This is a genomic window from Martelella sp. UBA3392, from assembly GCF_002358775.1.
GTDB classification, from domain to species: domain Bacteria; phylum Pseudomonadota; class Alphaproteobacteria; order Rhizobiales; family Rhizobiaceae; genus Martelella; species Martelella mediterranea.
This window is the reverse complement of the sequence record NZ_DEPM01000065.1, coordinates 1-11,589: the sequence shown is the minus strand read 5'-3', so window position 1 is coordinate 11,589 and position 11,589 is coordinate 1. Positions and strand designations below refer to the sequence as shown.

Genomic DNA, 11,589 nt, shown 5'->3' with positions numbered 1-11,589 from the left:
GCGATCGCCAGCCAGAACATGATCGCCTTGGGGTTTGAGACCTGCAGCAGATAGCCGCCGGCGACCTGCCGCCGGAACGAGCGCAGCCCGGGCACGAGCGGCGAAAGCGGCGGCGGATTGAGCATCTTGCCGAAGGATTTGAACGCCAGGAAGAAAAGATAACCGGCACCCGCGAAGCGCACGATCTCCATCGCATGGGCAAGCTCTGCGAAGATGATCGAAAGCCCGAGCACGGTGGCGATCGAAAGCGTCATGCTGCCGCAGGCAACCCCCAGCGCCGTCGCCACCGCGGCGCCGCGTCCCTGACCCATGGCGACCCCCAGGATCAGCATCACGCTCGGCCCGGGCGACAACACGCCCACCAGCAGGATGGACCATGCGAGCATCAGTTGCGGCAGATATTCACTGAGCATGGCATTTTGCTCTCTTGTTTCAATTACTCGTATATGCAACTGATCTAGGCACAGAATTGGACACGATGGTATCCCGTTATCTGTCTCTACGCCTTGGTAACTTTTGAGGTTTCGCCGGAATATGAGAACGTAGCTCAGAATCGCTGGTTAAAATCTTTACTTCAAAGCTGGCGAGAGAGTAATAGTCGGCGACGGTTGTAATTAAAAAGTCACCCAAAGATAGCCCTCGCGCTGCAGCTTTTGGCCATTCCTCTACGATTGATGACAAGGAGTGTTCCCCGACTGTTGCAAATTGTTCGCTAAACGGTGTCCATGGTTCTTCACCCTGCGAGGCTTTTCTCAGTATATCGGCGAAATTCTTTGCAGTTTCAAACCTTAGATTGCTTGCATGAGATATGTGATTTCCCGTTTCAATCAGTGTAGTAAGCGGAAACACTAGTTGGAAATCTGCTTCTAAAGCTGATTTAATCTCTTTCGACGTTCTATCGTAGTCCCATCGGTCGGGTTCACTGCCGGCGGTCTGATGGCCAGGAACCTTTAGCCAGCAGCACATCAGAGAGGTGTCAATGATTGCAACACGTCCGGCCATTTTAAAACCCAAACGTGAGTTGCTCGCCCTTTAAGGCGCGTTCAATAATTCCTTTTGTCGAAAGAGATCCTAATGGACCATGCCCCAATACACGCGCAAGGTTATCTATATTTTCTAGAAGCGTGAGTTTGCTAGCACCTGTTTTGGAATCTCGATGCGCGACAGTGATGAAAGGGACTGATGAAGGGCCCAAAGCGTCCAGAAGCGCGGGATTGTGAGTCGTAACAACGATGTCGACTCTTCGCTCTTCTCCGATCTTTCTAAGCATATCTATGAGCAAATAAGCTCTTGAAGGGTGCAATCCGTTATCGACTTCTTCGATAACTAGCAAGCTTCCCGTTGGTCTTGTAAGAAGCGCTGTTAATATAGCTAAAAATCTCAAAGTTCCGTCAGACATTCCTCGCGCGTCTATAAGTGGTGTTTCTCCGCCCCTTACCCAGTTTTCTTCACAGTATAGCATAGCATCGCTTTTAAATTTACCGACGCGTTCTGCATACACTCTTTTAATATCTCTCTCCGGTAGTTTAGAAAGATAGGCTGCGAAAGTCTCTTCAATTTCTCTTTGTCTATCTTCTGGGAGGGCTGAAATTACGCCGGCAATATTACCTGCATCAGGTTCCAGAGACTCGCTTAAGGGCGCAAAGTACCTCATATGCGAAGGGATAGGATCAAGAATAAATATTTCCCGTAGAATTTTCCCTACTGCATTTAAGCCATCAGATATTTCTTGTCTGGTGGATTGCGTGATTAGCTGTGACAATACGCTAGATGATCTAGATAGTTGTCTTAGAGTTCCAGAACTCTTATTATATAAACGAACCTTTATCATTGGATCATTCTGATCCGGCGTGTCTGTTCTAAATAGTCCTATCTGGCCGATTTGTTTCCTGCTTTTCCCTTTAATCGAAGTGTATTTTTTTCTTATTAGTTCTTCTGATGATACCTCGCATCGACTTTCGCTTACGAAAACCTCTATTGAGTATTCGTAATCTGTATTTGAGTCTTCTTGAACGACGATCCCAAGCTTAAAACGTTCCGAGTGATTTCGCGATGCCCATTCGGTGCCACCCCGCAGAGGGGTTATGTTGGCGTCACCGGAGAGACAAGCCGTAAGGTTCAATCCCGCGACAGTTCTGTTTAGAAACGAGAGAGCGTCCAACGCATTTGATTTCCCACCCGCGTTGGTCCCGATTAGAATCGTCAACGGATCTATGTTTAGCTCAGCCTTTTCATAGCTTTTCCAGTTTTCAAGCAGCAAGCGGGTGAGCAACTCAAGCCTCCAGTTTCCGATAGTCCAAGGTAAGCGCGGATCGGTGGTATTCTAACAGGTTTCACGTTTGGCCCAAGCGAATTGCGGCAGCAGTCAAATCCGTTCGAACCGTCCCGGCACGCCATCCACGGAAAACAGCTCGATCTCGAGCATCTCGGCCTCGCCATCATCGTCGGTAAAGGTTGCCGTCGAGCGTGAGGCGATCGCGGCGTTTTCGGTTTCGATGTCGAAGACGAAGGTGCTGCCGTCCCAGTGTTCCAGGGGAAAGGCCATGTCTTCGGGGCCGGCGTAGAGGGTGAGCTGGCCGGCGGCTTCGCGGATTTCGACTGTGCCAAAATAGGCGTTGGCATAGGTCCCGGTCAGGGTTTCCAAGGCCGGGGCGGGAGCGGCGGCTTCCGGGAAGGGCATGCCCGCGGTGTGACCGAGCGGTTCGTAAAAGCTCATGAACAGCGGGTTATACCCAGAGAACCAGTCGCGCTCGATTGCGCCGGTCTGGGCGATATCGGCGAAGGAGGTGTTGATCGATTCCGGCACGCCGACCGGCGAGGCATTGGTGAGCGTGACGATGCCGAGATCGAGCGAGGGGATCAGCGTGAAGGCGGTGGCGGTGCCCATGATGAACGCGCCGGAATGGCCGAGCACCACGCGGCCGCTCGACGAAACGCCGGTGTTGAAGCCGTAGCCGTAAAAGCCGGGGCGTTCGTCGGCGACATGCGGCCTGCCGGAAAACGCCTGCGGGCTGATCGCCGGCATCAGCGCATCGGCGTCGATCAGGTCGCCGCCCTCGGCCAGCACCATCTTCATCCACTTGGCCATGTCTTCCACCGAGGCGCTCATGCCGCCCGCCGGCGACTGCGCGTCCGGGTCGCGCTGAAACAGGGGCGCGAAACTGCCTGAGGGCTGCAGCGCCTGCGGCACGGCGCGGTTGTCGCGCGCCATGAAATCATCGAACCGGGCGCTGGCGGTTGTCATGTCGAGCGGTTCGAGAAGCGATTGCGATACGAGGTCGCTCCACGCCATGCCCGAGGCCTGCGCCACGCCCTCGGCAGCCGCCGTCAGGCCGAAATTGGTATAGGCGTAGCTGGTGCGGAAGGGAGCGAGCGGTAGTTGGGCGAGGCGCTCCAGAATGATCTCCCGGCCGAAGCCGAGATCCTCGAGGTCGTCGCCGGCATGGTCCGGAAGGCCGGAGCGGTGGGAAAACAGGTCGCCGACCGTCAGCTGCGCGGTGATTGCGGGATCGGAAAGCCTGAACCAGGGCAGCAGGTCCTGCATCCGGCTGTCCCAGGAGACCACGCCCTCGCTCACCTGGTGGGCGACAACGGTGGCGGCGATCGATTTCGACACGGAAGCAATCTGGAACACGGTTTCGGCGGTCACCGGCGCATCACCCTCGCCACGTAGGCCGAAGCCCTTGGCATAGACCGTCTCGCCGTCATGGACGACGGCGACCGCGATGCCGGGAACGCCGCTGCGCTCCTTTATCCCGGCAATGATGCCGTCCAGCGCTTCGACGGCCTTGTCGATCTGGCCGGGCGGAACCGGCAGGGCGGAGGTGCGCGAGGGCGGCAGGTCCTCTGCTGCGGCCGTCAGCGGCAGGGCGGCGAGAATGATCGCGACAAGGCGGGTGCGGTTCGACATGCGGCTTTCCCCTTTCGGGGAAAGAGCAAGAGACCGTTGCGGCCGTCCCCCTCGGCCGCGCGGCAAAAGCCGCTACTGCGGCTTTCACTCAATTCGTAATGGCTAATCTTTTCGGAATCAGTCCGGTTTGGCAATTCCGAAGCCGCCAATTCGGCGCATTTCAGCGGTTTTTCTCAGGAGGTCGTGCCGGCGTCCCGCTTTCTCAACTCGTCGCGGATTTCGAGCAGCACCTGAAGTTCGCTCGGGCCGGGCGGCGGATTGGCCACGGCTGCCTGCTCCTCGGCGGCCTTCCTGTGGGCCTCGGCGGCCGCACGCATGCGGTTGATCGCCTTGACCAGCATGAACACCACGAAGGCGATGATCATGAAGTTGATGACTGCGGTGATGAAGGCGCCATAGGCAAAGATCGCGGCCCCTTCCTCGCGCGCGGCCGCGAGGCTCGCGCCATCCGGCACGCTGCCGCTGAGGACCACATACATGTCCGAGAAATCGATGCCGCCGACGATCAGGCCGATGACCGGGTCGATCAGGTCGGAGACCACCGAGCGGACGATCGCGGTAAAGGCGGCCCCCACGATAATGCCGACCGCCATATCGACGACATTGCCTCTTGCGATGAAATCACGGAATTCTTTGAGCATGCGTTCTGACCCCTTCTCTGGCGATGCGAAAGCGCATCGCATTGATAATCGTCAGGAAACTTAGCGCAGGGACGCGCCGGCTTCTACATGGGGCGGGCGAAAAATACGGAACGGCGTGACGGGCTAGGCTTCGAAATCACCCGGGTCGGCGCGTTCCCAGCCTTGGCCGGTCAGATGTTCCTGCGGCTGGAAGCGCTTCTTGTAGTCCATCTTCCGCGAGCCCTTAACCCAATAGCCGAGATAGACGTAAGGAAGGCCCATCGTCCGGGCGCGCGCCACATGGTCGATGATCATGAAGCTGCCGAGCGAGCGCTTCACATAGGCCGGGTTGAAGAAGGAATAGACCATGGACAGGCCGTCGACCATGAAATCGGAAAGCGCGACCGCCACCAGTTCGCCCTCTTCCTCCAAAAGGCCGGTCGCCACGCGATACTCGATCAGGCGGGTCTCCACATGGGTTTCCTCCACCATCACCTTGTAATCGTCGAGGCTCATGTCGGCCATGCCGCCGCGCTGGTGGCGGCTGTCGAGATAGGTGCGGAACAGGTCGAATTGTTCGGCGGTGGCATAGGCCGGGCGTTCGACGCCGACGAGATCGGCGTTCCTGGCCTGTATCCGGCGCAGCGAGCGGCCGAGGGTGAATTCATCGGCGACGATGCGTACGGAAACGCAGGCGCGACAGTGCTCGCAGGCCGGGCGATAGGCGATGTTCTGCGAGCGCCGGAACCCGCCCTGGGTCAAAAGGTCGTTCATCTCGCCGGCGCGCGGGCCGACGAGATGGGTGAAAACCTTGCGCTCGCGCTCCGCCTCCAGATAGGGGCATTGCGCCGGCGCGGTCAGATAGAACTGTGGCGACTGAGTGGTCTGCGTATTCATGCCCGGCGCACCATGCAACGAAACTTGATCACAGGATGGCGCAATTCACGGGAACGTCAACCTTTCTGATTTGAGGGATGAGCGTTTCCCGCAGTTCAATAGCGCGCTTCCTCGCGCACCACGACGGCGCCGATCAGGAAATCATGCAGCAGGCGCTTGCGGTCGGTGAACAGGCCGACCAGCAGGATCAGCGGCGTCAGGAGCGAGTTGAACAGCCAGAACAGCGCCAGATGCACCAGCGCGGTCAGGAAATCGATCCTCAGCCCATCGGTGCGCAGCATCCTGAGGCCCATCGCCCGCATGCCGGGGGAGGCCTGGGCGGAGCCGCCGAGGCTGAAGCCGAAATAAAGCGCCGCCACGATGAAATAGAGCGCCGGATAGAGGAAGAAGGCGAGGCCGAGCGTGGCGATGCCGACGAAGAACAGCAGCACTGCCGCCGGCACCCAGAGGATGGCGATCACGATGTAATCGAAGATAAACGCCAGAACGCGCCGCGACAACACGCCGGAATAGGCGTCAATGGCCGGCGGGGCCGAATAGGTCATGTTGCGTTCGAGGCTCATCGTTGTCTCCGTTGTCAATCGTGGTTCCAAACCCGATGTGGGTATTGGCTGGGGGAATGCAATAAATCTGCCCCTCGAGACTATGATTTCGCCAGCTTTTGCGCGACCTCGATCGCGAAATAGGTCAAAATTCCGTCGCAGCCGGCGCGCTTGAACGACAGCAGCGTTTCCATCATCACCCTCTCGCCGTCGATCGCGCCGCGCTCGGCGGCCATCTTGATCATCGCGTATTCGCCGGAGACCTGATAGGCGAACACCGGCAGGCCGAAGGCTTCCTTAATGCGCCAGCAGATGTCGAGATAGGGCAGGCCGGGCTTGACCATCAGCATGTCGGCGCCTTCCTCGACGTCAAGTGCTGCATCGCGCAGCGCCTCGGTGCCGTTGGCGGTGTCGATGTAGTAGCTCGCCTTGTCGCCCTTCAAGAGCCCCTTGGTCGAGATCGCCTCGCGGTAGGGGCCGTAGAAGCCGGAGGAGAACTTCGTCGCATACGACATGATCCCGACATCCTGGAAGCCCGCCATGTCGAGGCGCTCGCGGATCGCGCCGATGCGGCCGTCCATCATTTCCGAAGGCGCGATGATATCGGCGCCGGCCTCGGCCTGAGCGACGGCGGCCTCGCAGATATGGTCGACGGTCGCGTCGTTGACGATTTCGTCGCCGGTGAGGATGCCGTCGTGGCCATGGCTGGTGAACGGGTCGAGCGCGACATCGGTGATCACGCCGAGCGAAGGGGCGGCCTTCTTCAGCGCCCGCGTGGCGCGGTTGATCAGATTGTCGGGGTTGAGGATTTCCGACCCCGACATATCGCGCTTTTCGAGCTCGATATTGGGGAAGGTGGCGATTGCCGGAATGCCGAGACCCTCGGCTTTCTTCGCCGCCTCCGCCAGCCGGTCGACGCTCATGCGGGAAACCCCCGGCATGGCCGGGATCGGTTCCTCGATATTGTCACCGGGAATCACGAAGACCGGCCAGATCAGATCGTCGACCGTCAGCCTGTTTTCGCGCACCAGCCGGCGGGTCCATTCGGCCTTGCGGATGCGGCGCATGCGGCGGTGACCGGTGATCCTGTCCACGAGGTGGGTCTTGTCGTTCGGCTCGCTCATCGTCTTCTCCGGCGCTGCTTCGTTCAGGTCGGCTTGTAGCATGTCGCACCGCCCGGACAAACACGCCATTTTGTCGCTTTGGCGCGTTGCGTCAGGGTTTGTAACTTCGATTTTTGCAGCGTATAAGGCGGCGATGAATTCCGAGCAGACACGTCCGCCACAACCCAGTTTTTCGCAGATGGCCTTCATGGTCTTCAAGCGCTGTGTGGCCGCGTTCTTGATGGCGGTCGCGCTTTACAACTGGGCGGAGCTGATCGGCCTTGCCGGCACGGGACGGTTCGATCTTGTCAGTTCCAACGAACGCATCGTCGAGGTCGTGCTCGCGGTTGCCTATCCCGCCGCCGCGGCCGGTCTGTGGTTCGGCGTCGGCTGGGGGCTCGTGCTCTGGGCCATCGGGGCGGCCGTCGAAATGTTCCTGGTCGGGGCCGCCGCCGCGCTTGTCGGCATTCACGTTTTGTTGTTTGGCCTCTACGCCGCTTTCTGGATTTACCTTGCCTTCATTCGTCGGCGCTAGAATCTGCCGAAAAATGCCGTCGGTATCGATTTGAAACCCGACAACAATTGGCCATATTGATGTGCAAGGCACATCCATAGAGGCGTCCTCGACGCCCGCGGGACAGAAGAGAACTGGATTCTATGACAAAAGACCTGAACAAGACCGTCAGGACCGTGTCGCGACGCGGTTTCATCGCCGCCGCTGCGGGCGCTGTGGCGCTGCCGAAGCTTGCCGCCGCGCAATCGGCCGTCGACGCTTTGATCAACACGCCCGGCCGCGGCAAATGGGACGAGCAGTTTGACGCCGTGACCTCGCGCGCGCAGGCCGCCGTCAGCTCCAACCAGCCGATCCTCAGCCCCAACGCGCCGATGAACATCATGCAGGCGATGGCGGAGTACCAGCGGATCAACGCCAATGGCGGCTGGCCGGAAGTGCATCCCAATGTGCCGCTCCAGTTCGGCGTCTACGATCCGTCGGTGCGCCAGTTGCGCCAGCGCCTGATCGTCTCCGGCGACCTGCCGCAGGAAGCGGGCATCTCCGATTCCTACGATTCCTATGTGCAGGGCGCGGTGAGGCGGTTCCAGGCCCGTCACGGCCTCGCCGAAACCGGCTATATCGATGAATACACGCTGAAGGCGCTCAATGTCAGCGCCGCCGTGCGTCTCGCCCAGCTCGAAACCAATCTGACGCGCGTCGAGGATCTCGGTTCCGATCTCGGCCAGCGCTACGTTCTGGTCAACATTCCGGCAGCCTATTGCGAAGCGGTGGAAGACAATGCCGTGGCGCTGCGCAATGTCGCCATTGTCGGTCGCCCGTCGCGGCCCACGCCGCTGTTGAACTCCAAGATCTTCGAGATCATCTTCAATCCGCCCTGGACCGTGCCGCGCTCGATCATCCAGAAGGATATCATGCCGCTGATGCGCGAGGACCCGAACTATCTGGTCGACAACAAGATCCGGCTCTATGACAACAAGGGCCAGGAAGTCGATCCGCTGACGGTGGACTGGAACGCCGAGAAGGCCCCCAACCTGACCTTCCGTCAGGATCCGGGCCCGAACAGCGCCATGGCCTCGACCAAGATCAACTTCCACAACAAGCATGCCGTCTACATGCATGACACGCCCAGCCAGTCGCTGTTCAACGACATTCTGCGCTTCGAATCATCGGGCTGCGTTCGCATCGAGAACGTGCGCGACCTCGATGTCTGGCTGTTAAAGAACACCCCCGGCTGGAACCGCCAGAAGATCGAGGAAACGATCCACGCCGGCATCTCCACCCCGGTGAACCTTGCCGATCCGGTGCCGAACCATTTCGTCTACATCACCGCTTGGTCGACGAAGGACGGAATCGTGCAGTTCCGCGACGACATCTACAATCTCGACGGCGCGCCGGAACTGGCGCTGCAAACCACCACCGGCATCGAATAGGCGTTTCCGCCCGTCCGACGTATTCGGCTTCCAAAATGCCGCCGCTGAGCAATGCTTGGCGGCGGCATTCGTCTATTGCACGTTTTGAAGGCCGGCGTTAGAACGCAAGCGCCTTTACGGAATGCTTCCGCGATAAACCCTGAGGAGCCCGCGATGACCAGTCAGACCGCGTTTACCGAGAACTTCTTCAACCGTTCGCTTGCCGACACCGATCCCGATATCTTCGATGCGATCGGCAAGGAACTCGGTCGTCAGCGTCACGAGATCGAGCTGATCGCGTCGGAAAACATCGTTTCGCGCGCCGTGCTCGAGGCTCAGGGCTCGATCATGACCAACAAATATGCCGAGGGCTATCCGGGCAAGCGCTATTACGGCGGCTGCCAGTTCGTCGATATCGCCGAGGAACTGGCGATCGAGCGCGCCAAGAAGCTGTTCGGCGTCGAATATGTCAACGTTCAGCCGAATTCCGGTTCGCAGATGAACCAGGCCGTGTTCCTGGCGCTGTTGCAGCCGGGCGACACCTTCATGGGTCTCGACCTCAATTCGGGCGGGCACCTGACCCATGGTTCGCCGGTCAACATGTCGGGCAAATGGTTCAACGTGGTCTCCTACGGCGTTTCCAGGGAAGACAACCGTATCGACATGGATGAGGTCGCGGCGAAGGCGGAAGAGCATCGTCCGAAGCTGATCATCGCCGGCGGCACCGCCTATTCGCGCATCTGGGACTGGAAGCGGTTCCGCGAGATCGCCGATTCGATCGGCGCCTATCTGATGGTCGACATGGCCCATATCGCCGGTCTGGTCGCAGGCGGCGTGCATCCGTCTCCGTGCCCGCATGCCCATGTGGTCACCACAACCACCCACAAGTCTTTGCGCGGCCCGCGCGGCGGCGTGGTCATGACCAATGACGCCGACATCGCCAAGAAGGTCAATTCGGCCGTATTCCCCGGCCTTCAGGGCGGACCGCTGATGCACATCATCGCCGCCAAGGCGGTTGCCTTCGGCGAGGCGCTGCAGCCCGAGTTCAAGCAGTATGCCGAGCAGGTGGTGAAGAACGCCCGCGCGCTGGCCGCCTCGCTGATGGAAGGCGGGCTCGATGTCGTCTCCGGCGGCACCGACAACCATTCCATGCTGGTGGACCTGCGCAAGAAGAACGCCACCGGCAAGCGCGCGGAAGCCGCCCTTGGCCGCGCCTACATCACCTGCAACAAGAACGGCATTCCCTTCGATCCGGAAAAGCCGTTCGTGACCTCCGGCGTCCGTCTCGGCACGCCGGCCGGCACCACGCGCGGCTTCACCGAGAAGGAATTCTCCGAGATCGGTTCGCTGATCGTCGAGGTGCTTGACGGGCTGAAGCAGGTCAATTCCGACGAGGGCAATGCCGCCGTCGAGGCTGCGGTGCGCGACAAGGTGGTGAACCTCACCGAGCGCTTCCCGATGTATGGCTATATGGGCTGATGCGCTGCCCGTTCTGCAATTCGCCTGATACCCAGGTCAAGGATTCGCGCCCGGCGGAGGACAACACGTCCATCCGCCGCAGGCGCGTCTGTCCGGATTGCGGCGGGCGCTTCACCACGTTCGAGCGCGTGCAACTGCGCGAACTCGTCGTGGTCAAGAAGAATGGCCGCAAGGTGCCGTTCGATCGCGACAAGCTGGTGCGCTCCTTCGAGATCGCGCTGCGCAAGCGCCCGGTCGAGCGCGAGCGGATCGAGCGCGCGGTCTCCGGCATCGTCCGGCGTCTGGAGAGTTCGGGCGAGCCGGAAGTGCAATCCGAGGAAATCGGCCTTCTGGTGCTGGAAGCGCTGAAGAACCTCGACGATGTCGCTTTCGTGCGTTTCGCCTCGGTCTATCGCGATTTCTCCACTACGGAGGATTTCGAGGAGATCATTACCGAGTTTTCGGCCAAGATCGCGCGCGAAACCGGCGTCCAGCACGACTGAAATTCGCCAAAACACTTGCAAGCCGCGCGGCCTCATGGTTTAGCGGCACAACGAGCGCTGTCGCGCGAAAATATTGACCGCATCCTGACCGGATTGCGAGGAGCATCATGACCACGGAAAAGACCGCCAACCAGCGGGGCGCAGCACGCCTCGCCGCCGTTCAGGCCCTTTATCAGATGGATATCGGCGGAACCGCGCTTGCCGATGTGCTGGCCGAGTATGAGGTCTACCGCCTCGGCAAGGAAGTCGACGGCGACACCTATCTGAAGGCCGATTCGGCCTGGTTCCGCTCGATCGTCACCGGCGTCGTGAAGGACCAGAAGACCCTCGACCCGATGATCGCCGGCGCGATCTCCGAGGGCTGGACGCTGTCGCGGCTCGATTCGACGCTGCGCGCCATCCTGCGCGCGGGCGTTTTCGAGATCGTCTCCAAGCCCGACGTGCCCACCGCCGTCATCGTCACAGAATATGTCGAGATCGCCGCCGCCTTTTTCGAGGGTGAGGAGGGCAAGCTCGTTCACGCGGTGCTGGACCGTATAGCGCGGCGCGAACGCGGTCAGCCCAAGGGCAACTGATCCCTGACGGGCTGGGTAAAGCCCGCCAAAAGAGGCCGCATAGCCCCCCAATCTTCTC

Annotated in this window: 13 protein-coding genes; 5 read left to right on the top strand and 8 right to left on the bottom strand. The window is 59.9% G+C overall.

Going from position 1 to position 11,589, the window contains the following annotated elements; genetic code table 11:
• The 8 genes from B4E36_RS04895 to hemB all read right to left on the bottom strand — a co-directional run.
• On the bottom strand, nucleotides 1-413 hold a 413-nt coding region (locus B4E36_RS04895), incomplete at its 3' end, for a LysE family translocator (protein ID WP_345900054.1).
• Nucleotides 414-489: 76 nt separating this feature from the next.
• Complete coding sequence (locus B4E36_RS04890) at nucleotides 490-1,002, bottom strand: hypothetical protein (protein ID WP_292054696.1); 513 nt, start codon at nucleotides 1,000-1,002, stop codon at nucleotides 490-492.
• 1 nt (nucleotide 1,003) lies between these two features.
• Nucleotides 1,004-2,272: an AAA family ATPase gene (locus tag B4E36_RS04885; protein WP_292054693.1), complete on the bottom strand. Its 1,269-nt coding sequence runs from the start codon at nucleotides 2,270-2,272 to the stop codon at nucleotides 1,004-1,006.
• 93 nt (nucleotides 2,273-2,365) lie between these two features.
• The gene (locus B4E36_RS04880) at nucleotides 2,366-3,910 is read right to left on the bottom strand and encodes a serine hydrolase (protein ID WP_345900053.1); all 1,545 of its coding nucleotides are present in this window, start codon (nucleotides 3,908-3,910) and stop codon (nucleotides 2,366-2,368) included.
• A 173-nt stretch (nucleotides 3,911-4,083) separates the two neighbouring features.
• Nucleotides 4,084-4,551: a large conductance mechanosensitive channel protein MscL gene (gene mscL / locus B4E36_RS04875; protein WP_292054688.1), complete on the bottom strand. Its 468-nt coding sequence runs from the start codon at nucleotides 4,549-4,551 to the stop codon at nucleotides 4,084-4,086.
• Between the two features lie 123 nt (nucleotides 4,552-4,674).
• Nucleotides 4,675-5,427 (bottom strand): arginyltransferase, encoded by a 753-nt coding sequence (locus B4E36_RS04870; RefSeq protein ID WP_292054685.1) that lies wholly within the window; start codon nucleotides 5,425-5,427, stop codon nucleotides 4,675-4,677.
• A 95-nt stretch (nucleotides 5,428-5,522) separates the two neighbouring features.
• A complete protein-coding gene (locus tag B4E36_RS04865) occupies nucleotides 5,523-5,990 on the bottom strand; it encodes an RDD family protein (RefSeq protein WP_292054681.1) in 468 nt (155 codons plus the stop codon).
• A gap of 80 nt (nucleotides 5,991-6,070) precedes the next feature.
• Complete coding sequence (hemB, locus tag B4E36_RS04860) at nucleotides 6,071-7,093, bottom strand: porphobilinogen synthase (RefSeq protein WP_018067660.1); 1,023 nt, start codon at nucleotides 7,091-7,093, stop codon at nucleotides 6,071-6,073.
• Here hemB and B4E36_RS04855 point away from each other — a divergent pair.
• The 5 genes from B4E36_RS04855 (at nucleotide 7,074) to nusB (ending at nucleotide 11,531) form a co-directional block, all read left to right on the top strand.
• Nucleotides 7,074-7,607 (top strand): DUF6163 family protein, encoded by a 534-nt coding sequence (locus tag B4E36_RS04855; RefSeq protein ID WP_155122144.1) that lies wholly within the window; start codon nucleotides 7,074-7,076, stop codon nucleotides 7,605-7,607. The two genes, hemB and B4E36_RS04855, sit on opposite strands and share 20 nt — an antisense overlap.
• Before the next feature lie 122 nt (nucleotides 7,608-7,729).
• Complete coding sequence (locus B4E36_RS04850; protein WP_018067662.1) at nucleotides 7,730-9,016, top strand: L,D-transpeptidase family protein; 1,287 nt, start codon at nucleotides 7,730-7,732, stop codon at nucleotides 9,014-9,016.
• 153 nt (nucleotides 9,017-9,169) lie between these two features.
• Nucleotides 9,170-10,474: a serine hydroxymethyltransferase gene (gene glyA / locus B4E36_RS04845; RefSeq protein ID WP_292054668.1), complete on the top strand. Its 1,305-nt coding sequence runs from the start codon at nucleotides 9,170-9,172 to the stop codon at nucleotides 10,472-10,474.
• Nucleotides 10,474-10,956 carry a transcriptional regulator NrdR gene (gene nrdR / locus B4E36_RS04840; RefSeq protein WP_018067664.1) on the top strand — a complete coding sequence of 161 codons (483 nt, stop codon included), beginning with the start codon at nucleotides 10,474-10,476 and terminating at the stop codon, nucleotides 10,954-10,956. The genes glyA and nrdR overlap by 1 nt, the downstream gene beginning before the upstream one ends.
• 107 nt (nucleotides 10,957-11,063) lie before the next feature.
• Nucleotides 11,064-11,531 (top strand): transcription antitermination factor NusB, encoded by a 468-nt coding sequence (gene nusB, locus B4E36_RS04835; protein WP_292054665.1) that lies wholly within the window; start codon nucleotides 11,064-11,066, stop codon nucleotides 11,529-11,531.
• Nucleotides 11,532-11,589 lie beyond the last annotated feature (58 nt).

What these genes read in the sequence shown, in the direction of transcription:
- nusB (WP_292054665.1), top strand. Translation starts at nt 11,064, where the DNA reads ATGACCACGGAAAAGACCGCCAACCAGCGGGGCGCAGCACGCCTCGCC.
- B4E36_RS04880 (WP_345900053.1), bottom strand. Translation starts at nt 3,910, where the DNA reads ATGTCGAACCGCACCCGCCTTGTCGCGATCATTCTCGCCGCCCTGCCG.
- hemB (WP_018067660.1), bottom strand. Translation starts at nt 7,093, where the DNA reads ATGAGCGAGCCGAACGACAAGACCCACCTCGTGGACAGGATCACCGGT.
- B4E36_RS04870 (WP_292054685.1), bottom strand. Translation starts at nt 5,427, where the DNA reads ATGAATACGCAGACCACTCAGTCGCCACAGTTCTATCTGACCGCGCCG.
- B4E36_RS04850 (WP_018067662.1), top strand. Translation starts at nt 7,730, where the DNA reads ATGACAAAAGACCTGAACAAGACCGTCAGGACCGTGTCGCGACGCGGT.
- nrdR (WP_018067664.1), top strand. Translation starts at nt 10,474, where the DNA reads ATGCGCTGCCCGTTCTGCAATTCGCCTGATACCCAGGTCAAGGATTCG.
- mscL (WP_292054688.1), bottom strand. Translation starts at nt 4,551, where the DNA reads ATGCTCAAAGAATTCCGTGATTTCATCGCAAGAGGCAATGTCGTCGAT.
- B4E36_RS04865 (WP_292054681.1), bottom strand. Translation starts at nt 5,990, where the DNA reads ATGAGCCTCGAACGCAACATGACCTATTCGGCCCCGCCGGCCATTGAC.
- glyA (WP_292054668.1), top strand. Translation starts at nt 9,170, where the DNA reads ATGACCAGTCAGACCGCGTTTACCGAGAACTTCTTCAACCGTTCGCTT.
- B4E36_RS04890 (WP_292054696.1), bottom strand. Translation starts at nt 1,002, where the DNA reads ATGGCCGGACGTGTTGCAATCATTGACACCTCTCTGATGTGCTGCTGG.